This window comes from Methylobacterium phyllosphaerae (assembly GCF_001936175.1).
Taxonomy (GTDB): domain Bacteria; phylum Pseudomonadota; class Alphaproteobacteria; order Rhizobiales; family Beijerinckiaceae; genus Methylobacterium; species Methylobacterium fujisawaense.
The window spans coordinates 1100849-1126564 of sequence record NZ_CP015367.1; the positions used below are offsets into that span (position 1 = coordinate 1100849).

Sequence of the window (25716 nt, forward strand, 5' to 3'; positions counted from 1 at the left end):
TGTCCGAAGGTCGAGACCTGGGGCGTGGCGTGAAGGTGTTCCGGATCATGCAGGCGGCGACGGGGGCGATCCTCTGGATCGGCTCCGCGCTCGATCCCCTTGCAGCCCTCGACGCGATGGCGCGCGCAGCCGGCTTCCGCGACAGCACCCGGATCCCGAGCCACCTGCGGGCCGGAGGCCTCCATGTCGAAGAGGTGGAGGTCTGAATCCGCGCCGCGCCGAGCAACGGGCCGGGCGGCTGGACGTGCGGCTGGACGTGCGGCGCCGATATCCCATCCCGGGCTGGCGGATCGAGATGCGCTCGCCGGAACCGACCACAGCGACCGCTGTGTGCATCGGGGAGAACAGGGGGGTTGCCGACAAGTGTAGCGATGCCGTTCACGCGTCTTCAGGGAACGCCACGGAGGGTACGGCATGAACTCCGCCGATCCGACACCGCGCCTGCTCGCGGCCGGGGCGTCCCTCACCGGGACCGGCATCCTGATGTGCCGGACCGAGCCGTCCTGGGACGGGATCCTCATCGGCCTGCTTTGCCTCGGGCTCTGGGCCCTCGGAACCCTCGCGACACGTCCGGGGCCCGTGACGCGGCCCACACGGACGATGCGGCCGGTCCTGCTTGAGGCGGTCGTCGTCGAGCGCCCCCGACCGCCGCCCCTGTTGCTGCCCGCGCCCCGGACGTCGGCCGACGACCGGGCCGGATCGAGCCCATCCCGCCTGCCGGACAGGCCGACGCACCGCCCACGCGTCATCGGGCGCCGGCGCGGCTAGGGCCCCATGGCCGGCCCGGGATGCCGCTGACCCGGCAGGCGAGCAGGGGCGAGAACCGCGCTTCGAGAGCCTTGAGACGTGTCACCGGGGTGCCCCGGCGACGGCCGGGGCGGCCGCGAAGACCGCGGCGGGGAGCCCCGCCCGCGCCGAAGGAATCTGGTAAGGAGGTGAGCCAGTCATCGATCCCAGGCCGGCCGGATGTCCTGCGGCGTCCTCGCCATCCGGACCGACAAACGGCCGCCGTCCGGAATCCTGCGTCGCCGCGCCGGCTCTGGCGGCGCGCCGCCCTCATGACCGGCCAGGAGATCGCCATGGCCCCGATCGAGACCCCGGTGCCCTACCGGCTGCAATGCATCGTCCACCGGGAGAGTGCCGGCGGCATCATTATCCACGACGAGCAGATTCCCGGCGCCACCGACGAAGCGGCGGTCGCCACCGCGAAGGCACGCTTCACGCAGCTGCTCTCCGGCCGGTCGGGCTCGGCGGCTCTGAGGGACCCCGCAGGCCGGGTCGTCTGGTCTGCCCGGCAGACGCCGCCGCCCGGCACGGTGGAATCCGGCATCCCGTAGGTTACCTCCCGGCGAGGTCAGGGGGTGTGGCGCGCCTCGAGATCGATCACCGGGCCGCCCAGATCGAAGAACTCATCCTCGTACGGGAGCAGGTCCTGCGGTTCCTCAGCCTCCCGCCCCCCGAACGGCAGGAGCGCGGACAGGACTCCGAGGCAGAGCGCTCCGGCAACGAGGGCAATCATAATCGCGAAGCTCATCACGGAACACTCAGGCGAAGCCGACGGCGGCATCAGGCCGTCGGAAGATTAAGGCCCGGTTCCCGCACGCCGCAATCGTTCATGGCCGTCCGCGCGACCACGGATCGACCGTTCTGCACTCTGAACGGCGCCCCGCACGCCCCGAAGCGCCACGAAGCGCCACGGGGGCACCGCTGGCGCACCGTTGCGGGGCGCATTCGAGGATTGGACCGGCCCCGGCGCGGCCCGGGTGATTCGGATGCGGAATCACCGTGGCGTCGTGACCGCATCCTGACGGTGCTCGACCTCGTCGCGCACACCGCGGCCGGCCATGAGGATCTCGGTCATGAACGCCGCGATCGCCGCCACCGTGCAGATCAGCGCCGCGCCGAAGCAGGCGAACAGGACGGAGGCGGTCGCCGCGTCGCGCAGGGCCCCGACGAACAGGGTCAGCACCGCCAGGCCGATCAGCCCGCCTCCGAGCGAGGCCAGGACCACCGCCACGTCCAGCACGAAGGAGCGCCGCCGCAGGAAGGTCAGACGGCGGGTGAGGCGGACAGCCTCGGCGGCCGTGGCCCGGGCGGTCTCCGCCGAGAGGCTGTCGACCTTGTCGGAGATCCGGCCGAGTCGGGTCGAGAACACGTTGAGCAGCGTCGCCAGGGCCGACAGCAGGAAGGCGGGCGCGAGCGCCACCTGGATGATGTGCGCGACGCTGTCAGGCTCGGTCGCATTGAGGGAGAAGCCGAACATCGACGCGCTACGCTCGCGGACATGTCATGTCCCGGCGCGGCCGGGCATCGGTGCGGATGGAGGCGCGGGTGCGCACGGGTCCCGGGCGGAGCAGCCTACCATAGGAGCCCCTCCGCCTGCAGCCCGGCCACCAGCAGGAACAGCGCCGAGAGGAACGCGACCGCGATGTAGGGGGCCGGCGTGTCCGTCACCGAAGCCTCCCGGCGGGCGTGGGGCACAGATGCCCGATCCCGATACGGGCCGGGAGGACCGGCATCGAAGGCAGCGCGACGGGTCCCATGCGCGTCTCCTGAACTCTCCACCGATGACGAGGCCGGGCAGATAGGGCCTGATATGCGCCGGGAAAGCCGCGGCCGTTCGGCCGTGCGGCGGCCGCAGGTTCTTCTCCACAGGCCGGGCGGAGCGGGTCCGCACCGGGAGCCGGCGCCGGGTCTTGCGCGAGATCTGCGGCGCCCCGGGAGATCGGTCCATGGGGCCGCGGCCGGACTCACGGTCGTCCGCCCGAGATCCGGATCCGGCCGGGCCCCCTATTCGCGCGGGCGCATCCGCCGTCGGACGCCGGAAGATCAGGGCCGGGCCGGCGCGAACCCGACGGGCAACGATCCGATACGCTCCCGGACCGGAGCAGATCTCCCGCCTCGCGCAAGCGGGCAATCCGGGGGACCGATCTGGGCTGTTCGTAAATTAATGTTAACCGCTCTTCGGGTCGCAGACGGACTTGCGGGCCGCCTGCCGGTAGGCTCTAGTGAATGTCGAAGCTTCCTGGTTGGTCCTGGGAACGTTTACGAACGAACTTCAGCCCCGTCCGCACCGCGCGGCGGGGCTTTTTGTTCTCGGAAACACTCCGATACACATGGTCGAGAGCGCTTCGACCAATCCCGATCGGGATGTGCCCCAGCACACTTGGCTGTCTTGGCGGGAGGGCCCGTATCCGGGCTGTTGCGGCGACGCACTATCGCCCTGGCGCGCCCTGTCGTTCTGTCCGCCCCGCACACATCCCGCACAACGGGAGACAGAGGACCAGATGATCAAGAAGCTTCTTCTCGCGAGCGCCGCCACGGCCCTCCTGACCGGCGCCGCCTCGGCCGCTGACCTGCCGCGCCGCGCCGCCCCGCCGCCGGTCTTCACCCCCGTCCCGGTCTTCACCTGGACCGGCGCCTACTTCGGTATCAACGCCGGCTACGCCTTCGACGCCAGCAGCAACAACACCAACAGCTTCGCCGTGCCCTTCCCGTACGGCAACGGCACCACCGCCTTCTTCAACCAGCGCAACCAGGAAGGCTTCTCCGGCGGTGGCCAGGTTGGCTACAACTTCCAGTTCACCCCCGGCTCCGGCATCGTCGTCGGTATCGAGGCGGACGCCCAGTACCTCGACTTCGGTCGCAACCGGAACAACGCCTTCGTCGTCGGCCCGCTGGCCCCCGGCTACTACGTCACCGACCCGCGCGGCCTCTCCAGCCTCGACTTCTTCGGCACCGTCCGCGGCCGCATCGGTTACGCCTTCGATCGCGTGCTGTTCTACGGCACCGGCGGCTTCGCCTACGGCTCGGGCAGCGCCGACCGCTCCTTCGGCGGCTTCGCCGGCAATGACAGCTTCCGCACCGGCTACGCCGTCGGCGGCGGCATCGAGTACGCGCTCCCCACCGACTCCTTCCTGAACTTCTTCCGCTCGTCGGCCGTGACGCTCAAGGTCGAAGGCCTGTACGTCAACCTCGACCGCAACACCCGCAACCAGGGCGCGTTCGTCATCAACGCCGCCAACAACTTCCCGGTGGCGTACAACACCATTGGCCGCCGCGATGACGAGTTCGCCGTCGTCCGCGCCGGCCTGAACTACAAGTTCGGCTCGTACTGAGATCCTCGCGCGATTGCGCCCCCCGCGCCGCGGGGGGCTGCGTCCCGGCCACCGGGACAGCGCGAGGCCCTCTGAGCAGGCCGTATCCTTTCTCGACCTGAGCATCCCCAGCCCGATCAAACTGGCCGCTTGAGCCGAGGAGCGTCCCGGGAGTCATTCCCGGGACGTCTTGCCCGGGACGTCTTGCCCGGGACGTCTTGCCCGGGACGTCTTGCGTCCTGGCGATGGCCCTCCGCGTCACGCCTCAGGCGTGGACCGCGTGTTCCAGTTGCGCCTTCGACATCCGCGACCGGCCAGGCACGTTCTGAGCGCGGGCCTTGCGCATGAGCTCGGCCTTTGTCGGCTCCGACCGGCTGGAGCCCTTGCCGGACGCCTTGCCCTGTCCGGCAGACCTGCCGTCCTTCCTGCCGTCCTTGCGCGCTGCGGCGGCCTTTTCGGCGGCGGCCTCCGGCTGCTTCGAGAACTGCTTGCCCTTGCGGGTATCGGCCCGCTTCTTGGCCGTGCTGGCGGCATATTCCTTGTCCGTCAGACTCTCGCGGGCCTTCTTGGGCAGGTACCGTTCACCGGTCTTGCCGCTCTCTTCGCCCGATTTCGTGCCCCATTCCTCGTCGGTCCATTGCCGGAGATGGTTGTCGGCCGTCTTCTTGCCGGCATAGCCACCGCCTTCCTTCTTGTATTCGGCGGTCGCCATCTGCGCCTTGCGCGCCGACCACTGCCCAGGCTTGCCACCCTTGTCCGATTTCGTGACTTGCGTCTTGACCTTCTCCCACAGCTTGGGGTCGGTCTTCTTCGCTGTACCCGACATCGTCGCGCCTCGTGAAAAAGATTTGGCAGACAACACGAGCCCTGCGGCTCTGTTCCTGCGGCGCGTTCACTCCCCGCGCCCCGCCCGGTACGGTCCCGCGCCCCGGCGCCCCGCGATGCCATCCCCGGGGAGGGGACGCGTCTCGGAGCGGAGCGGGATCGGCCCGACGGCGGCCAGGATTGAGCGCCTTTCAAGGCGCGGGAACGGGAGCGGAAGACGCAGCAGCCCGATCCGGCGCAAGCCCCTGCGCAAGCCCCTGCGCGAGCCGAAGGGCGTCATCGTCGGCGGCCGAGGCCCCCCATCCGCAGCGCCTCAGGAACCTTCGATCACGCCGGTTCGGACCGGAAGTCTGCTCTCGGCGGTCGCCGCCGGAGGGTTCCGGAATGTTTGTTTCTGGACGGTTATGGCGGAGGTCAGCCCACATTCAGGCGAGACGACCATTCTATCGTGGCCTTGTGTCGGTCCCGACCGGCACAAATCGAACAGAAGGTCAGATCATGATGCACGTGAAGATGTTCGCGGCGACCGCGGCCGTCATCGGCGGCCTCGGCCTCGTCTCCGCCAGCGCGGCGCCCCTGGCACCCGCCGGAGCCGCCGCGATCACCGGCCCCGCGTCTGTCAGCACCGTCGCCTTCGGCTGTGGACCCGGCTGGGCGCCCGGCCCGTACGGGCGCTGCCGGCCGATCTACCGTCGTCCGCGCTTCTACGGCCCCCGCTGCTTCTTCCGCCCGACTCCCTGGGGCCCGCGGCGGGTCTGCCGCTACTGATCCGACGGCTCGGGATCGATCGCGGCACCGAACCGTGACGCGAGCCGCGAGCTGATCCAGGGGCAGGCGCCGTCTCCGAGGAGGCGGCCCTGCCCCTTCCCGTTGGAAGGGACGCGGACGCCCGGGATCGCGCATCCGGCCCGTGCCGCCAGGCAGGCCGGGGCCCGGCCGCAGAGCCGCGCGCCGTCGGACCGAAAGTCCCGGCGCGGGGCGGGAATAAATCCCGCCGCCCACCGGTTCCTGATCGTGTGGCACGACGCTGCGGTCTGGAGCACGAGGGTCGGGACCCCATGGCTTCGCAGGCTCTCGACGGGGCGGGCCCGGCCCGGCCGCCGACATGACGACCCTGGCGCGGGCGCGCTTCAGCCAGTTCGTCCTGCCGCGCCTCGACGAGGGTTACCGGCTCGCGCACTGGCTCACCGGAAATGCCACCGACGCCGAGGACGTGATGCAGGAGGCGTGTCTGCGCGCGTACCGGGCGATCGAGGGGTTCGCCGAAGGCAATGCCCGCGCCTGGTTCCTGACGATCGTCCGCAACACCGGCTATTCCTGGCTGCAGCGGCACCGGCCGCGGGCGGTGGTCTTCGCCGACGACCTCGCCCCCGAAGCCCGCGCCGAACTGGAGACCGGAGGCGCCCTGGCCGAGGCCCCGGAGACGCCCGAGTCGACCCTCATCGCCCGCGACGAGGCGGGGCAGCTCGCCCGGGCGGTCGGGTCCCTGCCGGTGGCCTTCCGGGAGGCGCTGATCCTGCGCGAGTACCACGGCCTCAGCTATCGGGAGATCGCCGCGGTGACCGGCGTCCCGATCGGAACCGTGATGTCGCGCCTCGGCCGCGCGCGGCAGCATCTGCTTGTACGGCTCGCGAAGGACGGGCGATGACCGACGACGAGACCCTTCAGCTCCTCAGCGCCTACGCGGACGGCGAACTGTCCCCTGGCGAAGTCCTGGCCATGGAGCGCCGTCTCGCCGCGGACCCCGCGGCGCGGGCGATGGCAGAGCGCCTCCGCGACCTCTCGCGCGCCCTGCGCGGCCCTCTGGCGGGACCGTCGGCCCCGGAGACCCTGCGGGCGGGCGTGATCGAGCAGATCGGCTTCTCCGATCCGCCCCCATCCCGCACCCGGCTCGGCTCCTGGCAGGTGCTGGCCGCGACGCTGCTCCTCGGTCTCGCCGGCGGCGCCGCGCTCGGCGCCGGGGCCGTCTATCTCGACCGCCCCGGCGGCGCCCCCGATACGGGCGCGTCCGTGCTCGCCGGCCACCTCCGCGGCCTCGCGGCGCCCCAGCCCTTCGACGTCGCCTCCTCGGACCGGCACGTGGTGAAACCCTGGTTCAACGGACGGACCACCATCGCGCCCGAGGCTCCGGACCTGTCGGACCGGGGCTTCCCGTTGATCGGCGGCCGGGTCGACATCGTCGCCGGCACCCCCGTGCCGACCCTGGTCTATCGCCGCGACCGGCACGTGATCAGCGTCACGGTGGTCTCCGCCGCCGACGGGGCTCCGGACGGCGAGGGACGGCGGGACGGGTCCACGATCGAGCGCTGGCACCTCGGCGACCTCACCTACTGGGCGGTGTCGGACCTCAACCCGCGCGACCTGCGCGCCTTCGCCGACCTGTTCCGGTCTCGGGCCGGCGGACGCCCGAGCTGAAACGGGAATAATCGGCATTTCCGACGGGTTGTTACTGATATCGGGGAGTCGATGCGGCGAGGAACCTGGCGTGATCAGTCAATCGCACATGAACATCCGCAGAACCGGGGGCATGCCGGAGGCCGGCCCGGTGCACGCGCGGCGGTCCCAGTCCGGCGGCGCCCCCACCGTCCCGGACGCGTTCGTGGTGGAGGCCGCGCTCCACCTCCTGGCGGAGCATCTCGAACAGGGGCTGGCCGTGACCGACCGGAGCGGTCGGCCCTATTTCCTGAACCGGGCTGCGCAATCCCTCATCGACCGGGGCCTTCTGCGCCTCGAGCACGGCGGCCTGCGCGGCGCGGGGCCGGAGGACAGCGCGACGCTCCGCCGCGTCATCGACCGCTGCGCCGCCGGCCAGCGCGGCGCCGCGGTGCGCCTGGACGGCCCCGACGGGACACTCCTGGTCGCCGCCTGCGCGATCCCCGGGGCCTTCCGCCCGATCGCCGAGGGCGCGGTTCTCCTGCGCCTCATCGACCCCGCGGCGCCACGCCTGCCGGATCCCGGCGTTCTGCAGGATCAGTTCGGTTTTACCCCCGCGGAGGCGGCCCTGGCCATCGACATCCTGGCGGGGAACGACCTCGCGGCGAGCGCGACGCGCCGCCAGATCACCCGGAACACGGCACGCGTGCACCTGCGTCACCTCTTCGAGAAGACGGGGACGCGCCGCCAGGCCGAGTTGATGCGCCTGCTCCTGCTCTGCCCGCAGCCGATCGCGGGTGTGTAGAGCCGTCCTCGGTTTCCCGTGCGGGACGGAGGGGCGTCGTCTGGACCGGCAGAGCCTGCCCCGTCAGGCGGCAGGCCGCAACAGGCTCGCCCCCGGCAAACAAGTCTACTTCGACAACACGCAGTAACCTGAACAGATGATGCGAGAAAGAGACGATTCATCGACACTGATCCGGCCGAAATTGGATAAAGAACCAATTTTTCGGCACAACGGAGACCAGATCATGATCCTCTCGTTCGTTAAATACATTCGAAAAAACCGCATCGCCGCGCGAAACATTCGCATCTTATCGGCCCTCGACGACGATATGTTGAGCGATATCGGGCTCGACCGGCGCACGCTCCGCGCCTTCTGCGAGAACGGCTGTTCGCACATGCTGGCCCGGCCGAGCCAGCCGGAGGCATCCCGGACGGTCGCACTGCCCACGACGCTCGGGATCGCCGTCCGCTGAACCGGCCAGACCCCTTCAGGCCCGCTCAGATCGCGATGCAGATCTTGCCGAAGTGGCGGTTGCTTTCCTGGTGGCGGAACGCCGCCACGAGCTCGTCGAGGGGGTAGCGGCTGTCGACCACCGGCCGCAGGCCGCAGGCTTCGATGCCACGGACCATCTCGATCTGGTGGCGGCGGCTGCCGACCAGCACGCCCTGCAGACGGATCTGCTTCAGGAGCGCCGGCACCAGGGGCAATTCCCCGGCCACGCCCGACAGGATGCCGATCACCGAGATGTGGCCGGCGACGCGGACGGCGGCCATGGACTGCTCCAGCGTCGCCGGACCGCCGACGTCGACGACGTGGTCGACGCCGCGCCCATCGGTCAGCCGCCGGGCGGTCTCGCCCCAGGCCGGGTCGGCGCGGTAGTTGATGACGTGGTCGGCGCCGAGCCCGCGCAGGCGCTCCAGCTTGTCGTCGCTGGACGAGGTGGCGATCACCGTGGCCCCCGCCGCCTTGGCGAATTGCAGGGCGAACAGCGACACGCCGCCGGTCCCCTGCACCAGCACGACGTCGCCGCTCTTCAGGCCGGCATCGGCGTGGAGCGCGCGCCATGCGGTGAGCGCCGCGGTGGTCAGGGTCGCCGCCTCGGCGTGGTCCCAGCCCTTCGGCGCGTGGGTGAAGGCGCTGGCCGGCGCGGTGACCCGCTCCCGGGCATAGCCGTCGACCCCGTCGCCCGGCACGGTGGCGAAGCCCTCGACCCGCGGCGTGCCCTCGGTCCAGGTCGGGAAGAACGTGCTGACCACCCGGTCGCCGACCGCGAAGTCGTTCGGGCCGGGTCCCACGGCCTCGACCTCGCCGGCGCCGTCCGACATCGGGACGCGCGGCTCGCTCGGCCCCCACATCCCGCTGACCACGGCATAGTCGTGATAGTTGAGGGAACTCGCCCGCAGGCGGACGGTGATCGCGCCGGGCCCCGGCTCGGGCACCGGCCGCTCCCCGAAAGTCACCTTGTCGAAGCCGCCGCCCGGCTGGACGATGACGGCCCGGGCTGTCGATCCGGTCATGATGCACCTGTCGCTCCGCGGCCGCGGCCGCCGGGAGGCGGACACTGGCAGGCCCCACGCCCGGCGTCGAGACGACGGACGGGGACCGTCCGCCGCGGGGGCCGGGGCGGACGGCCCGCAACGGGCGCTCCGGTCCGGGACCGGCGCGCGCAGGAGCCGGGCGCAGGAGCCGGGCGCATGCCCCTCCCGCCCTTGCCGCTCCGCGACGCCAGCGGCAAGGTCGCGGATCGCATCCCGTCCGGGGAAGGAGCACAGACCGTGTCGACCGAGCGCGTCGTTCTGACCGAAAGCATAGCGCCGACGGCGTCCAGGATCTTCACGCAGGCCGGGATCGGCGACATCCGCCAGCTGCCTCGTGCCGTCAGCCCCGATGATACCCGGGATCTGGCCGACGTCACCGTCCTCGGCATCCGCTCCCGCACGCACGTCACCGCCGCGCTGCTCGACGCCCTGCCCGATCTCACCGCCATCGGCTGCTTCAGCGTCGGGACCAATCAGGTCGACCTCGAGACGGCGCGCGCCCGGGGCGTGCCCGTCTTCAACGCGCCGTTCTCGAACACGCGCAGCGTCGCCGAACTCACGATCGGCGAGATCGTGATGCTGCTCCGGCGCATCCTGCCACGCTCGATCGCCGCCCATGCCGGCGGCTGGGACAAGTCGGCCTCCGGCGCCTTCGAGGTGCGCGGCAAGACGCTGGGGATCGTCGGCTACGGAAACATCGGCGCGCAGCTCTCGAACCTCGCGGAGGCGATGGGCATGCGCGTGATCTTCTACGATCTGACCGACAAGCTGCGTCACGGGAACACCGAGCCGGCCGAGAGTTTCGACGCGCTGCTCGCCGCCAGCGACGTGGTCAGCCTGCACGTCCCGGAGACGCCGCTGACCCACGGGCTCATGGGCGCGGAGCGCATCCGCGCGATGAAGCCCGGCGCCTACCTCATCAACAACAGCCGGGGCACGGTCGTGGACCTGGACGCCCTGGCGGCGGCCCTGCGCGACGGCCATCTCGCCGGAGCCGCGATCGACGTCTTCCCGGTCGAGCCCACCTCCAACGCGGAGCGCTTCGTCTCGCCCCTGCAGGGGCTGCCGAACGTCATCCTCACCCCGCATATCGGCGGCTCGACGGAGGAGGCCCAGGACCGCATCGGCGCGGAGGTGGCCCGCAAGCTGGTCGACTACGCCCAGACCGGCTCGACGCTCGGCGCGGTGAACTTCCCGCAGGTTCAGCTGCCGCCGCGCCGGTCCGGCGCCCGCTTCCTCCACGTCCACCGGAACGTGCCCGGCGTGCTCGGGCAGATCAACGCGGTCTTCTCGGGCCGGTCGCTCAACATCGACGCGCAGTACCTGCAGACGGACGGCGAGTACGGCTACGTCGTGGTGGACGCGTCGGTGGGGCTTGGCGAGGCGGACGCGGTACTCGGCGCGCTACGGGCCATCGACGGTACGGTGCGGACGCGGCACCTCCGGCCGGCGGTGGCGTGAGGCTGACGCCGACGGCTGCCCCACCTCGTCGCCCCGTGCGGGCGACGAGGTCCACACCGCTGCGCGTGCGCCTCCCACAGAGCTCGGGCTCGCCCGAGATCTGTTCCTGGCAAGCCCGCACGGGCGAGGGGACCCGCGCCCCGTCCTGAGACCCATGGGCAAGACCCGAGATCGCGTCGCCGCCCTGCAGAGGACGAGCGCGGCGCGGATCCGATCGCCCCCCGGGGTCAGTGCCGCGGCAGGGTGTGCAGCGCCGTCAGGAAGGCGTCGACCTCCGCGCGGGTGTTGTAGAAGGCCAGCGACGCCCGCACCGACTGGTCGACCCCGAACCGGCGGAGCGCCGGCAGGGCGCAGTGATGGCCCGAACGGACCGCGATGCCGCGGGCATCGAGGTGGTGGGCGACCGCCTCGTTCTCCTGGCCTTCGATCACGAAGGACATCACGCTCGCCTTCTCCCGAGCCGTGCCGATCAGGCGCAAGCCCTTCACGTCGGCAAGACCGGCCTGCGCATAGGCCAGCAGGTCGTGCTCGTAGGCGGCGATCGCCGGCAGGCCGATCCGCGCGAGGTAGTCGAGGGCCGCCCCGAGCCCCACCGCCCCGGCAATGTCGGGCGTGCCGGCCTCGAATTTTTCCGGCGCGCCCTTGTACACCGTCTTCGCGAAGGTGACGTCCTCGATCATGTGGCCGCCGCCCTGCCAGGGGGGCATCGCCGCGAGCAGGTGCGCCTTGCCGTAGAGCGCGCCGATGCCCGTCGGCCCGAACACCTTGTGGCCGGAGAAGACCAGGAAGTCGGCGTCCAGCGCCTGCACGTCGAGCGGCATGTGCGGCGCGGATTGCGCCGCATCGACCAGCACCGGCACCCCGTAGGCATGGGCGAGCTGGATGATCTCCCGCACCGGGTTCACGGTGCCGAGCGCGTTGGCCACCTGCGTCACCGAGACGATCTTGGTGCGGCCCGACAGCAAGGCCGCGTATTGCGCGAAGATGATCTCGCCCCGGTCGTTGACCGGGATCACCCGGAGCGTCGCCCCGGTCTGCTGGGCCAGCATCTGCCAGGGCACGATGTTGGCGTGGTGCTCGATGGTCGAGACGATGATCTCGTCGCCCGGGCCGATCTGCGCCCGGCCGTAGGAATGGGCGACGAGGTTGATCGCCTCCGTGGTGCCGCGCAGGAAGACGATGTCGTCCTTGGAGGGCGCGTTGAGGAAGCGGCGCACCGCCTCGCGCCCGCCCTCGAACAGGTCGGTGGCGCGCGCCGCCAGGGTGTGGGCGGCGCGGTGGATGTTGGAATTGTGCCGGGCGTAGAACGCGTTCGTCGCGTCGATCACGGCTTTCGGCTTGTGGGTCGTCGCGGCGTTGTCGAGCCACACCAGCGGATGGCCGTTGACGCTCTGGTGCAGGGCCGGGAAGTCCCGGCGGATAGACGCCACGTCGAAGGGCGCCGCGACCGGGCTCGACCCGTGCGAGAGCGCCCGCGGCGCGGGGCCCGGCGCGCGGCTCGGCTCGACGCGCGGCGTCGCGGGAGCCGTCCGGGCCGGGCGGGGGCCGAGGGTCAGGAAGTAATAGTCCGACAGGTTGTCGGCGGCCGGTTCGGGCGCCCGCGAGAGGCGGCCGGTCCTGCGAAAGCTCTCCTGCGCCTCGTCCACGCCCGCCTGCGACGGGTCGGCCGGGACGAGGTGCGGGGCGAGCGCATGCGCGAAGGCCTGGGCGCGGGGGTGATCCGCCGCGACCTGCCGGTGCAGTTCAGGCCCGCCCGGAAACGAGATGTCCGGCAGGGCCGGAAGCGGGCTCACCGGGTGGACCGGCGGGATCGTGGCGGTCCCGGCGAAGGCCGGGCCGCCGGGGGCGAGATTCGGCAGGCCCGGGCCGGTGAGGCCCGGGACGCCGGCCGGCGACGCGCCGAAGGCGCGGGCCCCGAGGGCGGACAGGTCGGGCTGGATCCCCGCGGGCAGCCCGGCGGCCGGTGCCGAGGGCACGCCCACGGCACCGCTCGGCAGCGGAGCGCCGCCGAACCCCTGAGGCACGCTGTCGAGCGCCTGCGGGACCTGCGGGCCCGCGGGGAGGGTGGGGGCGAAGGGCTGGCTCGCCGCCTGCCCCTGACCGTAGATCTCGCGGGCGAGGCGCCCGACGAGATCCGCGTGCGCGAGGTCGCCCGGGCTCGCTCCGGGCACCGCGAGGGCCGTCGCCTCAGGCATAGTCATGGTAGTTGCCCAGGAGCACGTTATCGAGGCGGGCGATCGCGTCCTCGACCAGCACGGCGGCCGAGAAGTAGCGGGTCACGAGGTGCGAGGCGATCGAATGGTCGTTGGTGCCCATGTAGCGCACCGACAGGCCGGGCTCGATCTCGCCGGTCACCCCGGATTTCTGCAGGCCGACGACGCCCTGCTCGCCCTCGCCGACCCGCAGCAGCAGGATCGAGGTGGTCTGCGCGCCGGTCACCGGGTCGATGTCGATGGGCAGCTTGTCGCTAGGCACCAGCGGCACGCCGCGCCACGTGATGAACGGCGCGCCGAACAGGTGGACGACGACCGGCGGCACGCCCCGGCGGGTCGCCTCCCGGCCGAAGGCCGCGATGGCGCGGGGATGGGCCACGAAATAGGCGGGCTTCTTCCAGACCAGCGTCAGCAGCTCGTCGAGATCATCCGGGGTGGGCGGGCCGCCGCGGGTCGGGATGCGCTGGCGCGGACCGACTTCGTGGAGCAGGCCGAACTGCGAATTGTTCAGGAGTTCCCACTCCTCGCGCTCCTTCACGGCATCGACCGTGAGACGGATCTGCTCGCGGAGCTGGTCGATCTCGTTGGAGTAGAGGTCGGTCACCCGTGTATGGGTGTTGAGGATCGTCTGGATGGTCGAGAGGTGATACTCGCGCGGATCGACCTCGTAATCCACGAAGGTCGTGGGCAGGCGCGGCTCGCCGGTATGGACAGCCAGCAGCTCGATGCCCTGCTCGCCGTAGGAGTTGGTGTGGCCCGTGAGGCGGTCGCGCTCCTCGCGGTACTGGGCGATCCTGGCGCGGATCTCCTCGCTCTCCACCGCGGCGGCGTCCAGCGTCAGGAGGGTCACCGCCGACAGGGCCTTCACGGCCGGGGCGGGCGCACGCTCGCCGGCCAAGCCGGCATCGCCGAAATAGTCGCCCTTCGTGGCCAGGCCCTGCCGCAGGCGGCCCTTGTAGGGGCCCGACAGGGTCAGCTCGACGGTGCCGTCGGCGACCACCGTGAGGCTGCGGCCGGAGGCGCCCTCCTCGTGGATCACATCGCCGGCCTTGTGCCGGCTCTCGGTGAACTGAGCCGCCAGGGCCGCGAGCTCCGCATCGCCCAGCCGGCTGAACAACGGCACGGCCCGCAGGGAGGCGGGGCGGATCACCCGGCGCTTGCCGTCTCCCTTGCCGTCTCCCTCTCCCTTGCCGTCTCCCTCTCCCTTGCCGTCTCCCTTCTCCTCGGCGGCGAGATCGATCCGGCCGGGGCGCGCCAGCACGACGGCGCGGCGGTTGACGCGGTAGACCCCGCCCGCCACGTCAACGAAGGGCAGAAGCCGGAGCAGCCAGCGCGGCGTATTGGCCGCGTTCTGGACCGAGGTGACGGTCGCCGTCGCGAGATTGCGTGCCGCCGTGGCGCTCACGCTCAGACCCGGTCCGCTCATCGTTCGTCCTCACTCCATTCAGGGTTGCAGGCGCGCCGCATCCATCCGCAAGCAGCGGTTCGTCCCGCAGCGTATGCGGGGTCGGCGCGAGACGTCTTGATCAGGACTTGATGATGATCACGGGCCGATAGAGCGCATGACCGCCAGTCGAATGATGTATTTTCCAGCGATCGGACAATCCTTGTCCGCCGCTTATCCGGCCTCAGTCCTTGTTCGGCCCGACAGGATCTGGATAAGGCCCGACTCGCCCAAGGGTCAACGGAATGATTTCCCTATTTTAGGCCGCTTCATAGGAATTGCATCTTTGGCATACCCGACGCAAAGGACATAGCGATCGTGCGATCGCCGGATCGAAGAATTTAGTTTCATCCCATCGGGGCGCGCGGCGCAGGCCGGGCGACTTTGTTTCACGGGAAGGATTTTCCGGCGCGCCTCAGATGCCGTCCCCGTAACCGAAGGACTGGTCCATGCTGAGCGCCGGCTCCTCGCCGACGGGCAGGCGCGAGACGACCCGGGCCGGCACGCCCGCCACGGTCGTGTGGGGCGGCACGTCCTGCAGCACCACCGCGGCGGCCGCCACCTTGGCACCCGCGCCGACCCGGATATTGCCCAAAACCTTAGCCCCGACGCTCAGCAGCACCCCGCGCTCGATCTTGGGATGCCGGTCGCCGCTCTCCTTGCCGTTGCCGCCGAGCGTCACAGACTGGAGGATCGAGACGTCGTCGGCGATCACCGCCGTCTCGCCGATCACCACCCCGGTGGCGTGGTCGATGAACACCCCCGAGCCGATCCGGGCCGCCGGGTGGATGTCGCAGCCGAACACCTCCGAGATCCGGCTCTGGACGTGCAGCGCCAGGGTCGCCCGGCCCTGGTGCCAGAGCCAGTGGCCGACCCGGTAGGCCTCCAGCGCCGCCAGCCCCTTGTAGAACAGGACCGGATCGAGGAAGCGGCGGCAGGTCGGGTCGCGCTCGCGGATCGCCACGAGGTCGCGCACCGCGTGGGCGCCCGCCTGCGGATCCGCCTCGAAGGCCGAGAGACACAGGTCGCGCATCGACAGCCGGGCGAGGTCGCCGTCCCCGAGCCGGTGCGCGAGGCGGTAGGCGAAGGCCTGGGCCAGGGAGCGCTGATCGAGGATCGTGGCCTGGATGATGCCGGCATAGAGCGGCTCCTCGATCAGGGCCGCCTCAGCCTCGGCGCGCAGGTCCGCCCAGACCTCGGCCTCAGCCGTGCCGCGGCTCGTGACGCGCAGCGGCGGCTGGACCACGGCCAATGTGGCCCCCGCGGGGGGCAGGGCGGCGTGATGCATCGGGCGCCGCCGGTCACCGCACCGGGCGGAACAGGTCGGGCAGATAACGTTTCAGGGTGTCGTGCCCCTGGAACTTCACATCCACGGTGGCCGGGGCATTGCCCGGGGGGTGGATGCCCACCACACGGCCCCGGGCATGCCGCCAGATCCCCAGAATCTCCGCGAGGTCGATCCGCGCGAACACGACCTCGTCGCCCTGCATCATCCGCCCTGGGGTCATGGTGTCGGCTCTCCTTGAACGGCCGGTCGCGGCGGCCTGATTCGGCGGCCAACGGCGCCGGAACCGGGCCGGCGGCGTTGGCGGGAAGTCTTTTCCGGGCACCCCGGTCCGGCGGAGAAGGTTTCGACCGTGCGCGGGCGAAACGGGAGCATCATCTTCGCTAAGCCCTTGTTATATATTGATATTTACGCATCGCCCCTGCCTTGGCAAGCCCCGTGTGCCCGGCCTCGGACCGGAACGGGCGTCCTCGATCGCGGCCACGATGCCGGCCTGCCCGGGCCGGACCTGAGCTTCTGCTCCAGGATGCGCCTTCGACGAACGACCTGCGCTGCAAGTCCTCGCCAATTTGGCAGCACATTCTCGGCCCCGGCCTCTAGATTGACGGTGTCGGCGCGCAGTCGACGCAGAGCCGAATGGAGGTTTGCCGTGATCGTGAGCAAGAAACGGATCGCCGGGACGACTGCGCCGTGTCTGCCGTGTTGCCGCATCCAGGACGAGGAGAGCGCACGACATCAGACACGAAAGGCGAACACCGATGCTGACCTATGACACGAGCCGGAGCACCCAGCCCGACCTGAGCGCCGAAGCGGCCGTTTCCCTCGGCCGAATCCTGACCCGGAGCGTCCGCTCCCATCCCTCCCATGAACGCGCCGCCCTCGCGAGCGCCCTCGACGACGGCCTGATGCCCGACGAGGTCGACCGGATCCTCGCCGGCCGCCGGGTGGCCGAGGCCTTCCCGATCCGCCGGGGCGAGAGCCCGGAAGCCTACGCGTCACGGGCCGTGTCCGAGATGTTCGTCGCCTACCTCCAGTAGGCGCGCCGCGTCCGGCCACGCCGGCCTCCCCGAACACGAACGATGGACACCTGTCATGTCGGTCTTCCCCCCCGGGTGGAGGCGCCGGACGGGGACGGCTGCCTGCGCCCTCGCCCTGGCGCTGGGAGCCGCCGGCCCGGCCGCCGCGCACCCGCCGAAGGGCCGCGGCGCGGCCTCCGCGGCGTCTGCCGCCGATGGGCCGGCCGTCCCGGCCCGGCTCACGGTCGGGCCGGGCGGCCGGGACCTGCGACTCGCCGGCGATCTCACCGAGGGTGTGGCCGCACGGGTCGCCGCACTCCTCGCCGCGCACCCGCAGATCGCGCGCCTCCATCTCACCAGCGACGGCGGCCTGGTGGAGGAGGGGGCGGCGATCGGGGCGCTCGTGGCGGCGCGGGGGCTCGCCACCTACGTCCCCGACGCCTGCGCCTCGGCCTGCACGCTGATCTTCGTCCGCGGCCGGACGCGCTACCTCGCGACCGGCGGCCGGCTCGGCTTCCACGCCCCCTACGAGATCGGGGCGCAGGGCCGGATGCGCCCGGTAAATTCCGCGCCGGAACGGGCGGCCTACCGGGCCGCCGGCCTGCCAGCGGCCTTCGTGGCGCGGGCCCTGGCGGTGCCTCCGGCCGGGATCTGGATCCCGGCCGCGGCCGAGCTGCGCGCGGCCGGCATCGTCACCGAGGTCGTCGGCCCGGACCGCTTCCCCGATTCGACCCTGGACGCGGATCCGAGCGCGGCCGGGGCCCGGGCCGAGATCCTGCGAACCCTGCCGATCCTGCAGCAGGCCGACGCGGCGGGGCTCGACCCGATCGCCCGGTGGTACAGGGACGGCTACGCCGCCGGCCGACCCGAGGCGGAGGCCGCGGCAGGCCTGAGGCGGATGGCCGCCAGCTACCTGCAGCGGCGCTTCCGGGCGGCCGATGACGGGGTCGTCCGGGCCCTGGGACACCGGATCCTGGCGATGATGCGAAGTGCCGGATCGCAGGATACGGCCGCCTGCGGCATCCTCGCGGCCGGCGACCTCGTGGCGCTCGATGCGCGGCTGCGGGCCGAGCGGCCGGCGTCGCGCGGGCTCGCACCGCTCCTCGCCCGGACGCAGGCGGGGCGGCCGGACGGTGCGGAGGCGGCCGCGGCAGCCCCGGACGCCGCCCGGTCGGCGGATTGCGCCGCCCGGATCGCCGGCACGCGGCACGCCCTCGGCCTGCCGCCCCACGCGGCGGCCGCCGCGCTGCGGGCGCTGTTCCTCGCCGCGCCGCAGCAGATCCTGGCGAACGGCGCCGGGCCGTAGCGGCCCGCCCCTCTCGACACGCCGCGCAGGCGCCTATCTTCGCATCCGCCGCCAAACCTCAGGCAGCCTGGTCGGAAACGGGAGTCGATGGATGCCGGATTATCGCCTGCGCGGGGCGGTTCGTGGCGCGGACGGGGAGATCGGCGCGCCGCGCCTCGACGAGATGCTCACGGCCGCGGACGCGAAGGAAGCGGTACGCCTCGCCAACAAACGCTCACTGACGATCGAGGACGATGCGGTGAATGCCCTGTGGCTGGTCGACGCGAACGGGACCATGCTCTGGTCCCTGCGCCGGGCCGATCTGGAATCCTGACGCAGGCCCCACGGAAGGCCAGAGCCGTCAGGCCGGCGCGCGGCGGCGCGCCTCGGGCGGCGCCGCCGCCTCGGGGCACTCGGCCCCCCCGAGATACAGGGACCGGACATCGTCCCGCGCCCGCAGGGACGCGGCACTGCCGGCCAGCGCGCTGCGTCCGTTCTCCAGCACGACGGCGTGGTGGGCGTGGCGCAGGGCGAGACGGACATTCTGCTCGGCCACCAGCAGGGTCAGGCCCTCGGCCCGGTTCAGGCCGGCGAGCACCCGGTAGATCTCCTCCACCACCCGGGGGGCGAGCCCCATGGACGGCTCGTCGAGGACGAGCAGCCGGGGCCGTCCCATCAGGGCCCGGCCGATCGCCGCCATCTGCTGCTCGCCGCCCGAAAGGAGGCCGGCGGCGACCTCCCGCTTCGCGGCGAGGCGCGGGAACAGGCCGTAGACCCGCTCCAGGTCGGCGCGCACGTCGCTGCGGCCCGAGCCGCGCCCGAGTCCGCCCGCGACGAGATTCTCCTGGACGCTCAGTCCCCGGAAGCAGTGACGGCCCTCCAGCACGCCCACGAGCCCGGCGCGGACGAGGGCGTCGGTCCGGGTCCGCGTCACGTCGCGTCCGTCATAGGCGAGGCGCCCGGCCGTGACCTGGCCGCGCAGGGCCGGCAGCAGGTTCGACACCGCCCGCAGCAGGGTCGTCTTGCCGGCGCCGTTGGCGCCGACCAGGGCGACGATCTCCCCCGCCCGGACCGCGAGGTCGACGCCGTGCAGGGCGTGCACCGCCCCGCTGTAGACGACCTCCAGGGCCTCGACCTGCAGGAGGGTCGGCGCGGCGCTCATCGGGCGCTCACCGGGCCGCCGCGGCGGCCTGCTTGCCGGCCGCGTCCGCGGCCTCCTCCGCCGCGCAGTCGCGCGGGGTGAGGCCGTGCTCCTTGGCGTAGGCGGTCGCGGAGGCCTCGATGATCGGGCGCAGGCTCGCCCAGTCGGGGGCGATCCAGTCGGACACCACAGTCCACTTCGCCCCGTCCCATTGCTGGAAGGTGACGCGGCCCTCGCCCTCGTGGTTGGCGCAGGTGACGTTGATCGAGTGGAACAGGCCCTTGGCGCCGAGCGCCGCCACCCGGGCCTCGTCGAGGCGCAGGTGCTCGAAGCCCCAGCGCACCTCGTCGCCGGTGAGCGTGCGCGCACCGAACTTGCCTTGCGCGATCCGCACCGCCTCGACGTTGAGGATGCCGTTCAGCACACCGAGATTGTGGTAGACGCTGCCGATCCGCTTCCTGTCGGCGAGGTTGCCGTTGCCGGCCCCGTAGACCTTGCCGACGACCTCCTGGATCACCGGATAGGCGGTCCCCGAGGCCTGGGTGGTGATGGCGACGTAGCCCTTGGCGGCGTCGCCTGCCGGGATCACGTCCTCCTCCGAGTTCGACCAGACATTGCCGACGATGCGGTCGGCCGGGAAGCCGGTCTTCTGGGCGGTCTTGAGGGCCACCGGGTTCATCACGCCCCAGCCGCGCAGCACCACGAAATCGGGCCGCAGGCGCCGGATCGTCAGCCATTGCGACTGCTGCTCGTTGCCGGGATGGGGCACCTCGATCTGCGCGACGGTGAAGCCGTACCGCTCGGCGAGCTGCGCGTAGATCGGGATCGTCTCCTTGCCGTAGGGCGAGCCATGGTAGAGCACCGCGACGGTCTTGCCCTTGAGCTTGTCGAGGCCGCCCGCGCGGGTGCCGAGATACTGGATGATGCCGCTCGTCTCGCTGTAGGGGTTGAGCAGCAGCGGGAAGACGTAGGGAAAGACGCGCCCGTCGGTGGAATCGGTGCGGCCGTGGTTGATCGTGACCAGCGGCACCCTGTCGGCGGTGATGCGGTCGATCATCGCGTAGGCGATGCCCACCGAGAGCGGGTTCCAGGCGGCGATGCCGGGCCGGGACTTCAGCCGCTCGTAGACCTCGACCCCGCGCTCGACCTCGTACTGGGTCTCGCCCTCGCTCCAGGTGAGCTTGACGCCGTTCACGCCGCCGTCCCGGGCGTTGATCAGATTGAGATAGTCGATGAAGCCGCCGAAGAAGCCGGTCCCGCCGGCCGCGTAGGGGCCGACCCGGTAGCTCTGGAGCGGGAAATACTGCTCGTCGGCCCATCCGGCGCGCGGCGCGGCGCCGGCGAGCATCACGGTGCCGGCTAGGAGCGCGGCGCGGAGGCGGGTCGTCAGGGGCATGGTCGTCCTGGGGTTGGTCAGACGGGGAAGGGATCAGGCGGCGCGGCGGCCGAGGCGGCGGCCGGCCCGGTCGAGGAGGGCGGCGAGGCCCGCGGGCTCGCGGATCAGCACGGCCACGATCAGGGCGCCGAGGACGATGCGCTGGACCATCTCCAGGGTGCCGGAATCGAAGCCGTCGCCGAGGAGCGCCGCGCCGAGGCGGGCCAGCAGCAGGGGCAGCACCACGATGAAGCCCGCGCCCAGGAAGGCGCCGCGCAGGGTGCCCAGGCCGCCGATGATGACGATGAACAGGATCTGGAAGGAGCGGTCGAGGTTGAACCCCGCCGGCTCGACGGTGCGCAGATACGCGAAGGCCCACAGCGCCCCGGCGATCCCGATCACGAAGGACGAGACCGCGAAGGCCAGGAGCTTGGTCCGGGCGACCTTCACGCCGACGAGGCGGGCGGCGGTCTCGTTGTCGCGGATCGCCACGAGGTTGCGGCCCGTGGGGGAGCTCACGAGCCTCCACGCGACGAGGGTCAGCAGCGTGACCACCGTGAGCGAGACCAGGTAGCGCCCGCGCGGATCGTCGAAGGACAGGCCGGCCACCACCAGTCGGGGAGCGGTGATGACGCCCGAGGGGCTGTCGTCGGAGATCCAGCCGATCCGGTTCAGCGCCCAGGCGACGAAGAACTGCACGGCGAGCGTCGAGACCGCGAGGTAGAAGCCCCGCAGGCGCAGGGCCGGCAGCCCCGCCGCCAGCCCGGCGAGCGCCGCCACGAAGCCGGCGAGCAGGAGCGACGCCGGGAGCGGCAGGCCGGGCAGGCGCAGCGACAGGTTGAAGGCCGCGTAGGCCCCGACCGCCATGAAGGCGGCCGAGCCGAGGGAGAGCAGCCCGGCATAGCCGGTGAGCAGGTTGAGCCCGAGGCCGGCCAGCGCCAGGGCCAGGAACGGCGTCAGCAGCGCCTCGAACAGGTAGCTCGTGCCGGTGAGCGGCACGATCCCGTAGGCCAGGACCAGCAGGGCGCCGAGGCCGAGGGCTCCGGCGGGCAGGTGAAGGCGCGGCGCGGCGCGGGGGAGGGCGTCCATGGCGTCTTCAGACCCGCTCGACGGCGCGCAGGCCGAATAGGCCCGACGGCCGGACCAGCAGGAAGCCCAGCGCCGCCACGTAGGCGATCCAGCCCTCGATGCCGCCGCCGATGACGGGCCCGAGATAGACCTCCGACAGCTTCTCCACCGCACCGACGATCAGCCCGGCCACGATCGCACCGGCGATGGAATCGAAGCCGCCGAGCACGAGCACCGGCAGGGCCTTCAGCACCACCAGCGACAGGGAGAACTGCACGCCGAGCCGCGCGCCCCAGAGCAGCCCTGCCACCAGCGCGACGATCCCGGCGGCGATCCAGACCGCCGACCAGATCCGGGGCAGGCGCAGGCCGGTGTTGAGGGCGGCCAGCGGATCGTCCGCCACCGCCCGGAAGGCGAGGCCGGTGCGGGTGTAGCGGAAGAAGGCGGAGAGGAGCGCCACCATCAGGCCGGCGGTCGCGGCGGCGAACAGATCGAACCGGCTCACCAGCACGCCGCCGAGATCGATCGGCGTGTCGTCGATGCCGAGGTCGAGCCCGTGGACCTGGGTGCCCCAGGCGAGCTGGGCCGCGCCCTCGATCACGTAGGCGACGCCCAGCGTCGCCATGAACAGGGTGATCGGCGGCTGGTTGACCAGCGGCCGCAGCACCGTCCGCTCCACCGCGAGGCCGACCACCCCCATCGCGGCGAGGGTCGCGGCGAGCGCTGCGGGAAAGGGCAGGCCGCGCTCGGTCAGGCTCACGAAGGTGAGGGCGGCGAACAGCACCATCGCGCCCTGCGCGAAGTTCAGCACGCCCGAAGTCTTGTAGATCAGCACGAAGCCGATCGCCACGAGGGCGTACATCACGCCCGACAGGAGGCCGCCGACCACGACCTCGATCAGGAAGGCGAGATCCGGGCTCATGCGGCGGCCGCGCCCGTGTCGGCATCCCCGTCCGCATCCCCGTCCGCGAGTCCCAGATAGGCGGCGATGACCGCCGGGTCCGCCTGCACCTCCGCCGGCGTGCCGGTGGCGATGCGGCGGCCGTGGTCGAGCACGGTCACCCGGTCGGAGAGGCGCATGACGACGCCGATATCGTGCTCGATCAGGACGATCGCGGCCCCGGACGTCTCCCGCGCCGCCCGGATGAAGCCGGTCATCTCGGCCTTCTCGGTCGCCGTCATGCCGGCCATCGGCTCGTCGAGGAGCAGGAGTCGCGGCCGGGCCACCAGGGCCCGGCCGAGTTCGACCCGCTTCTGGAGCCCGTAGGGGAGGCTGCCCGCCGGACGGTCGGCCACGGCTCCGAGGCCGAGGCGGCCGATCACGGCCTCGGCGGCGTCGCGGTGCGCCCGCGCCTCCCGCCGGGCCGACGGCAGGCCCAGGATCTGGGCCCCGAGCCCGGCGCGCCGCGCCGCCGCGAGCCCCGCCAGGACGTTGTCGCGGACGCTCAGGCCCGTGAACAGGGCGAGATTCTGGAAGGTCCGGGCCACGCCCAGTGCGGCGAGCCGCCCGGCCGGCACCCGGGCGAAGGATTCCGCGCCGATCCGCACCCGCCCGGCCTGAGGCGCATAGAGGCCGGTGATCGCGTTGATCAGCGAGGATTTGCCGGCGCCGTTCGGCCCGATCACCGCATGGATCTCGCCGGCCCCGACCGCGAGGTCGATTTCCGCGAAGGCCACCGTGCCGCCGAAAGCGAGGGACAGCCCCTCGACCGACAGGACCCGTCCCGCCCGGTCCCGATGCGGGCTCCCGCCGGGGGCGGGGACGGCAGCCGGGCGGGGGGCGGGCCCCGGGAGGAGGGGCCGATTGCCGTCCCGTCCCGTTCGAACGAGGCGCAGCGCAGGCTGCATGATCCGGATTCCGTTCAGGACAGGCCGCCCGCTTCGGCGCGAACCGGCGGCACCCGTTGAGAGAAGACGAGACGCAAGACGATGATCCGTCCCGGGAGGACAGTTCGACGCTCCTGCTGTTCAAATCCTGCTGCTCAGCGCGGATGAAGTCAAAAGCACAGTCTTTCCAATTTCAGGACGACACGCGAACATTCTCCCGCCGGGGAGCGGCGGCACGAGATCGCCTCCATCGTCGCGCCGACGGGCCGCACGGGACGGCCAGATCTTGCCCTGCCGGCGCGGCGACAGAGCCCGGACATCGCTGAATCAGCCCGGCAGCAGGGGCGGAAAGACACCTTGTGGTAGCATAAACTAATCTATGTAAGTATTCATGCGCGGAAACAAAATGTAGGGTTGCACGCTCAGGCCGTTGCGGAGATGCAGCCATGCCAAGCCCGCTCGCGCACAAGCTCAATTGCTACGTCCGGCTCTCGGAAGACGACCGGATGTGCTTGGCCGACGCCATGGGCCCGAGCCGCATGGTCGCCCCGCGCACCGACATCATCCACGAGGGCGACGATCCCCGCGCCATCAACGTGATCCTCGACGGCTGGGCCTGCCGGTACCGGCAGTTCGCCAACGGGCGCCGCCAGATCGTCTCGCTCCTGCTTCCGGGGGATCCGTGCGATCCGCATGTGTTCCTCCTCGACGAGATGGATCACACGATCGGGGCGATCACGCCCGTGCTCCTCGGCCAGATCTCCGGCAGCGCGATGCGGGATCTGACCGCCCGCAGCCCGCGGCTCGACCTGGCCTTCCATCGCGAGAGCCTGGCCACCGCGGCGATCCAGCGCGAGTGGACCGTCAGCCTCGGCAGCCGGACCGGCATCGAGCGCCTCGCCCACCTGTTCTGCGAGCTGTATGCGCGGCTGACGGCGATCGGGCTGGCGGACGGCAATACCTGCGCGATGCCGATGACGCAGAACGATCTCGGCGACGCCATGGGCCAGACCAGCGTGCACATCAATCGGACGCTTCAGGAGCTGCGCGGCCTGGGGTTGATCACCCTGCGCAGCCGGCGCCTGACCATCCACGACCCGGCGGCGCTCGCCCGGCTCGCGCATTTCGACGCCGCCTATCTGCACCGCACGGAGGTCGACCGCATCGTCGCATGCTGAACCCTGCCGGCCCCGTGGCGATTGAGGCAGGTTGAACGACATCCGGAGTGGCCCGGCATGACAGACCCTCGCGACCCGGCGGAGCGACTCTCGGCTCTGGAGGCCGACAACGCACGCCTGCGCCGGCTGCTCGACGAAGCCGGCCTTCCGGACAGCCTGCGCCACGGGATGCGCAACACGATGGCGATGCTGCGCACGGTCATGCACCGGTCCGCCGAGAGCGCCGCGGATGTCGAGAGCTACGTGGCGCATCTCGACGGACGGTTCGGCGCGATCATGCGCGTGCAGGCCGCGACGGACGCGTTCGGCGATGCCGACCTGCACACCCTGATCTCCGACGAGTTGATGTTCCACCTCGCGCGGGAAGGGGAGCAGGCGACCCTCGCCGGCCCGCGGGTCCGCCTCCGCCCCAAGACCGCCCAGGTTCTTGCGCTGGCCCTGCACGAACTGACCAGCAACGCGGTGGAACACGGATCCCTGGCGCTCCCGCAGGGCCGGATCCGCGCCACGTGGCGGGTGAACCTGGAGGTCGAGCCGCCTGTCCTCAGCCTCGCCTGGGCCGAGACCGGCGGCAGCGGGATCACGGCCCCGTGCCGGCGCGGCTTCGGCACGGACGTGCTGACGGAGATGCTGGCCTACGAGCTCGGCGCGGCGGTCGATCTGCACTTTGCGCCGGATGGGCTGCGCTGCGCGATCCGCGTGCCGCTCACCGCCCGGATCGGGCGCCACGTCGCCGAGGATCCCGAGACGGCGTGGGACGGCGACAGCCGGTGAGATCCGGGCCCGGGAGGACGATGCGGGCCCCC

Annotated in this window: 28 protein-coding genes; 15 read left to right on the top strand and 13 right to left on the bottom strand. The window is 71.7% G+C overall.

All coding sequences use genetic code 11. The features are described 5' to 3' along the window. Positions 1-29 precede the first annotated feature (29 nt). The 3 genes from MCBMB27_RS29455 to MCBMB27_RS04785 all read left to right on the top strand — a co-directional run bounded on the left by MCBMB27_RS29455 (position 30) and on the right by MCBMB27_RS04785 (position 1337). Entirely contained in the window at positions 30-206 is a 177-nt protein-coding gene (locus MCBMB27_RS29455) for a hypothetical protein (RefSeq protein ID WP_159020300.1), read from the top strand. Between the two features lie 208 nt (positions 207-414). Further along, a complete protein-coding gene (locus MCBMB27_RS04780) occupies positions 415-768 on the top strand; it encodes a hypothetical protein (RefSeq protein ID WP_043382308.1) in 354 nt (117 codons plus the stop codon). Between the two features lie 311 nt (positions 769-1079). Then, the gene (locus MCBMB27_RS04785) at positions 1080-1337 is read left to right on the top strand and encodes a hypothetical protein (RefSeq protein ID WP_043756558.1); all 258 of its coding nucleotides are present in this window, start codon (positions 1080-1082) and stop codon (positions 1335-1337) included. Positions 1338-1354: 17 nt separating this feature from the next. Here the strand turns inward: MCBMB27_RS04785 and MCBMB27_RS04790 are convergent, their stop codons facing one another. Further along, positions 1355-1534 carry a hypothetical protein gene (locus tag MCBMB27_RS04790; protein WP_043355784.1) on the bottom strand — a complete coding sequence of 60 codons (180 nt, stop codon included), beginning with the start codon at positions 1532-1534 and terminating at the stop codon, positions 1355-1357. A 246-nt stretch (positions 1535-1780) separates the two neighbouring features. Beyond that, positions 1781-2263, bottom strand: a complete 483-nt coding sequence (locus MCBMB27_RS04795) for a DUF2721 domain-containing protein (protein ID WP_043355782.1) — start codon at positions 2261-2263, stop codon at positions 1781-1783. 1024 nt (positions 2264-3287) lie between these two features. Between MCBMB27_RS04795 and MCBMB27_RS04800 the strand changes: the two genes are divergently transcribed. Continuing rightward, positions 3288-4118: an outer membrane protein gene (locus MCBMB27_RS04800; protein ID WP_083683394.1), complete on the top strand. Its 831-nt coding sequence runs from the start codon at positions 3288-3290 to the stop codon at positions 4116-4118. A gap of 244 nt (positions 4119-4362) precedes the next feature. Here the strand turns inward: MCBMB27_RS04800 and MCBMB27_RS04805 are convergent, their stop codons facing one another. Further along, positions 4363-4923 (bottom strand): hypothetical protein, encoded by a 561-nt coding sequence (locus MCBMB27_RS04805; protein ID WP_053609767.1) that lies wholly within the window; start codon positions 4921-4923, stop codon positions 4363-4365. Positions 4924-5420: 497 nt separating this feature from the next. Between MCBMB27_RS04805 and MCBMB27_RS04815 the strand changes: the two genes are divergently transcribed. From MCBMB27_RS04815 to MCBMB27_RS04835, 5 genes are all read left to right on the top strand, one after another. Beyond that, positions 5421-5690 carry a GCG_CRPN prefix-to-repeats domain-containing protein gene (locus tag MCBMB27_RS04815; RefSeq protein ID WP_043756560.1) on the top strand — a complete coding sequence of 90 codons (270 nt, stop codon included), beginning with the start codon at positions 5421-5423 and terminating at the stop codon, positions 5688-5690. Positions 5691-6027: 337 nt separating this feature from the next. Then, complete coding sequence (locus MCBMB27_RS04820; RefSeq protein WP_043389281.1) at positions 6028-6570, top strand: sigma-70 family RNA polymerase sigma factor; 543 nt, start codon at positions 6028-6030, stop codon at positions 6568-6570. Continuing rightward, positions 6567-7337 carry an anti-sigma factor family protein gene (locus MCBMB27_RS04825; protein WP_075379974.1) on the top strand — a complete coding sequence of 257 codons (771 nt, stop codon included), beginning with the start codon at positions 6567-6569 and terminating at the stop codon, positions 7335-7337. The genes MCBMB27_RS04820 and MCBMB27_RS04825 overlap by 4 nt, the downstream gene beginning before the upstream one ends. An 88-nt stretch (positions 7338-7425) precedes the next feature. Then, a complete protein-coding gene (locus tag MCBMB27_RS04830) occupies positions 7426-8100 on the top strand; it encodes a helix-turn-helix transcriptional regulator (protein WP_236952904.1) in 675 nt (224 codons plus the stop codon). Between the two features lie 223 nt (positions 8101-8323). Continuing rightward, on the top strand, positions 8324-8551 hold the full coding sequence (locus tag MCBMB27_RS04835; RefSeq protein WP_075379975.1) for a YjiS-like domain-containing protein: 228 nt from the start codon (positions 8324-8326) through the stop codon (positions 8549-8551). 25 nt (positions 8552-8576) lie between these two features. Here the strand turns inward: MCBMB27_RS04835 and MCBMB27_RS04840 are convergent, their stop codons facing one another. Beyond that, complete coding sequence (locus MCBMB27_RS04840; RefSeq protein WP_043354137.1) at positions 8577-9596, bottom strand: zinc-dependent alcohol dehydrogenase family protein; 1020 nt, start codon at positions 9594-9596, stop codon at positions 8577-8579. 258 nt (positions 9597-9854) lie between these two features. On the opposite strand from MCBMB27_RS04840, the gene serA reads away from it, so the two are divergent. Continuing rightward, positions 9855-11078 (top strand): phosphoglycerate dehydrogenase, encoded by a 1224-nt coding sequence (serA, locus tag MCBMB27_RS04845; protein WP_075381875.1) that lies wholly within the window; start codon positions 9855-9857, stop codon positions 11076-11078. A gap of 227 nt (positions 11079-11305) precedes the next feature. Here the strand turns inward: serA and MCBMB27_RS04850 are convergent, their stop codons facing one another. The 4 genes from MCBMB27_RS04850 to MCBMB27_RS04865 form a co-directional block, all read right to left on the bottom strand. Next, positions 11306-13279: a family 2A encapsulin nanocompartment cargo protein cysteine desulfurase gene (locus tag MCBMB27_RS04850; protein ID WP_075379976.1), complete on the bottom strand. Its 1974-nt coding sequence runs from the start codon at positions 13277-13279 to the stop codon at positions 11306-11308. Next, on the bottom strand, positions 13266-14717 hold the full coding sequence (locus MCBMB27_RS30870; RefSeq protein WP_075379977.1) for a family 2B encapsulin nanocompartment shell protein: 1452 nt from the start codon (positions 14715-14717) through the stop codon (positions 13266-13268). The genes MCBMB27_RS04850 and MCBMB27_RS30870 overlap by 14 nt, the downstream gene beginning before the upstream one ends. A 433-nt stretch (positions 14718-15150) precedes the next feature. Beyond that, entirely contained in the window at positions 15151-16023 is an 873-nt protein-coding gene (gene cysE, locus MCBMB27_RS04860) for a serine O-acetyltransferase (RefSeq protein ID WP_075379978.1), read from the bottom strand. A gap of 13 nt (positions 16024-16036) precedes the next feature. Then, on the bottom strand, positions 16037-16243 hold the full coding sequence (locus tag MCBMB27_RS04865) for a hypothetical protein (protein ID WP_043354144.1): 207 nt from the start codon (positions 16241-16243) through the stop codon (positions 16037-16039). Positions 16244-16778: 535 nt separating this feature from the next. On the opposite strand from MCBMB27_RS04865, the gene MCBMB27_RS04870 reads away from it, so the two are divergent. The 3 genes from MCBMB27_RS04870 to MCBMB27_RS04880 all read left to right on the top strand — a co-directional run bounded on the left by MCBMB27_RS04870 (position 16779) and on the right by MCBMB27_RS04880 (position 18655). Further along, positions 16779-17057, top strand: a complete 279-nt coding sequence (locus tag MCBMB27_RS04870; RefSeq protein WP_043389298.1) for a hypothetical protein — start codon at positions 16779-16781, stop codon at positions 17055-17057. 55 nt (positions 17058-17112) lie between these two features. Next, positions 17113-18342 (top strand): hypothetical protein, encoded by a 1230-nt coding sequence (locus MCBMB27_RS04875; protein WP_075379979.1) that lies wholly within the window; start codon positions 17113-17115, stop codon positions 18340-18342. Between the two features lie 91 nt (positions 18343-18433). Further along, on the top strand, positions 18434-18655 hold the full coding sequence (locus MCBMB27_RS04880) for a hypothetical protein (protein ID WP_075379980.1): 222 nt from the start codon (positions 18434-18436) through the stop codon (positions 18653-18655). A gap of 27 nt (positions 18656-18682) precedes the next feature. Here MCBMB27_RS04880 and MCBMB27_RS04885 read toward each other — a convergent pair whose 3' ends face one another. The 5 genes from MCBMB27_RS04885 to MCBMB27_RS04905 are packed head-to-tail and all read right to left on the bottom strand — an operon-like array spanning position 18683 to position 23753. After that, the gene (locus MCBMB27_RS04885) at positions 18683-19483 is read right to left on the bottom strand and encodes an ABC transporter ATP-binding protein (protein ID WP_075379981.1); all 801 of its coding nucleotides are present in this window, start codon (positions 19481-19483) and stop codon (positions 18683-18685) included. Between the two features lie 7 nt (positions 19484-19490). Next, positions 19491-20858, bottom strand: coding sequence for an ABC transporter substrate-binding protein (locus tag MCBMB27_RS04890; protein ID WP_075379982.1), 1368 nt, complete (start codon positions 20856-20858; stop codon positions 19491-19493). A 33-nt stretch (positions 20859-20891) separates the two neighbouring features. Continuing rightward, the gene (locus MCBMB27_RS04895) at positions 20892-21926 is read right to left on the bottom strand and encodes a branched-chain amino acid ABC transporter permease (protein WP_075379983.1); all 1035 of its coding nucleotides are present in this window, start codon (positions 21924-21926) and stop codon (positions 20892-20894) included. Positions 21927-21933: 7 nt separating this feature from the next. Beyond that, the gene (locus MCBMB27_RS04900; protein ID WP_075379984.1) at positions 21934-22827 is read right to left on the bottom strand and encodes a branched-chain amino acid ABC transporter permease; all 894 of its coding nucleotides are present in this window, start codon (positions 22825-22827) and stop codon (positions 21934-21936) included. After that, positions 22824-23753 carry an ABC transporter ATP-binding protein gene (locus MCBMB27_RS04905; RefSeq protein ID WP_043756571.1) on the bottom strand — a complete coding sequence of 310 codons (930 nt, stop codon included), beginning with the start codon at positions 23751-23753 and terminating at the stop codon, positions 22824-22826. Before MCBMB27_RS04905 ends, MCBMB27_RS04900 begins: the two co-directional genes overlap by 4 nt. Positions 23754-24178: 425 nt before the next feature. On the opposite strand from MCBMB27_RS04905, the gene MCBMB27_RS04910 reads away from it, so the two are divergent. Continuing rightward, a complete protein-coding gene (locus MCBMB27_RS04910) occupies positions 24179-24910 on the top strand; it encodes a Crp/Fnr family transcriptional regulator (protein ID WP_075379985.1) in 732 nt (243 codons plus the stop codon). A gap of 57 nt (positions 24911-24967) precedes the next feature. Next, positions 24968-25684 carry an HWE histidine kinase domain-containing protein gene (locus MCBMB27_RS04915; protein WP_043355062.1) on the top strand — a complete coding sequence of 239 codons (717 nt, stop codon included), beginning with the start codon at positions 24968-24970 and terminating at the stop codon, positions 25682-25684. The last annotated feature ends 32 nt before the right edge of the window (positions 25685-25716 follow it).

Bases quoted from the DNA above. Each gene is read 5' to 3' on its own strand.
- MCBMB27_RS04780 (WP_043382308.1), top strand. From the start codon at position 415: ATGAACTCCGCCGATCCGACACCGCGCCTGCTCGCGGCCGGGGCGTCC.
- MCBMB27_RS04785 (WP_043756558.1), top strand. From the start codon at position 1,080: ATGGCCCCGATCGAGACCCCGGTGCCCTACCGGCTGCAATGCATCGTC.
- MCBMB27_RS04790 (WP_043355784.1), bottom strand. From the start codon at position 1,534: ATGAGCTTCGCGATTATGATTGCCCTCGTTGCCGGAGCGCTCTGCCTC.
- MCBMB27_RS04795 (WP_043355782.1), bottom strand. From the start codon at position 2,263: ATGTTCGGCTTCTCCCTCAATGCGACCGAGCCTGACAGCGTCGCGCAC.
- MCBMB27_RS04800 (WP_083683394.1), top strand. From the start codon at position 3,288: ATGATCAAGAAGCTTCTTCTCGCGAGCGCCGCCACGGCCCTCCTGACC.
- MCBMB27_RS04805 (WP_053609767.1), bottom strand. From the start codon at position 4,923: ATGTCGGGTACAGCGAAGAAGACCGACCCCAAGCTGTGGGAGAAGGTC.
- MCBMB27_RS04815 (WP_043756560.1), top strand. From the start codon at position 5,421: ATGATGCACGTGAAGATGTTCGCGGCGACCGCGGCCGTCATCGGCGGC.
- MCBMB27_RS04820 (WP_043389281.1), top strand. From the start codon at position 6,028: ATGACGACCCTGGCGCGGGCGCGCTTCAGCCAGTTCGTCCTGCCGCGC.
- MCBMB27_RS04825 (WP_075379974.1), top strand. From the start codon at position 6,567: ATGACCGACGACGAGACCCTTCAGCTCCTCAGCGCCTACGCGGACGGC.
- MCBMB27_RS04830 (WP_236952904.1), top strand. From the start codon at position 7,426: ATGAACATCCGCAGAACCGGGGGCATGCCGGAGGCCGGCCCGGTGCAC.
- MCBMB27_RS04835 (WP_075379975.1), top strand. From the start codon at position 8,324: ATGATCCTCTCGTTCGTTAAATACATTCGAAAAAACCGCATCGCCGCG.
- MCBMB27_RS04840 (WP_043354137.1), bottom strand. From the start codon at position 9,596: ATGACCGGATCGACAGCCCGGGCCGTCATCGTCCAGCCGGGCGGCGGC.
- MCBMB27_RS04850 (WP_075379976.1), bottom strand. From the start codon at position 13,279: ATGACTATGCCTGAGGCGACGGCCCTCGCGGTGCCCGGAGCGAGCCCG.
- MCBMB27_RS30870 (WP_075379977.1), bottom strand. From the start codon at position 14,717: ATGAGCGGACCGGGTCTGAGCGTGAGCGCCACGGCGGCACGCAATCTC.
- cysE (WP_075379978.1), bottom strand. From the start codon at position 16,023: ATGCATCACGCCGCCCTGCCCCCCGCGGGGGCCACATTGGCCGTGGTC.
- MCBMB27_RS04865 (WP_043354144.1), bottom strand. From the start codon at position 16,243: ATGACCCCAGGGCGGATGATGCAGGGCGACGAGGTCGTGTTCGCGCGG.
- MCBMB27_RS04870 (WP_043389298.1), top strand. From the start codon at position 16,779: ATGCTGACCTATGACACGAGCCGGAGCACCCAGCCCGACCTGAGCGCC.
- MCBMB27_RS04875 (WP_075379979.1), top strand. From the start codon at position 17,113: ATGTCGGTCTTCCCCCCCGGGTGGAGGCGCCGGACGGGGACGGCTGCC.
- MCBMB27_RS04880 (WP_075379980.1), top strand. From the start codon at position 18,434: ATGCCGGATTATCGCCTGCGCGGGGCGGTTCGTGGCGCGGACGGGGAG.
- MCBMB27_RS04885 (WP_075379981.1), bottom strand. From the start codon at position 19,483: ATGAGCGCCGCGCCGACCCTCCTGCAGGTCGAGGCCCTGGAGGTCGTC.
- MCBMB27_RS04890 (WP_075379982.1), bottom strand. From the start codon at position 20,858: ATGCCCCTGACGACCCGCCTCCGCGCCGCGCTCCTAGCCGGCACCGTG.
- MCBMB27_RS04895 (WP_075379983.1), bottom strand. From the start codon at position 21,926: ATGGACGCCCTCCCCCGCGCCGCGCCGCGCCTTCACCTGCCCGCCGGA.
- MCBMB27_RS04900 (WP_075379984.1), bottom strand. From the start codon at position 22,827: ATGAGCCCGGATCTCGCCTTCCTGATCGAGGTCGTGGTCGGCGGCCTC.
- MCBMB27_RS04905 (WP_043756571.1), bottom strand. From the start codon at position 23,753: ATGCAGCCTGCGCTGCGCCTCGTTCGAACGGGACGGGACGGCAATCGG.
- MCBMB27_RS04910 (WP_075379985.1), top strand. From the start codon at position 24,179: ATGCCAAGCCCGCTCGCGCACAAGCTCAATTGCTACGTCCGGCTCTCG.
- MCBMB27_RS04915 (WP_043355062.1), top strand. From the start codon at position 24,968: ATGACAGACCCTCGCGACCCGGCGGAGCGACTCTCGGCTCTGGAGGCC.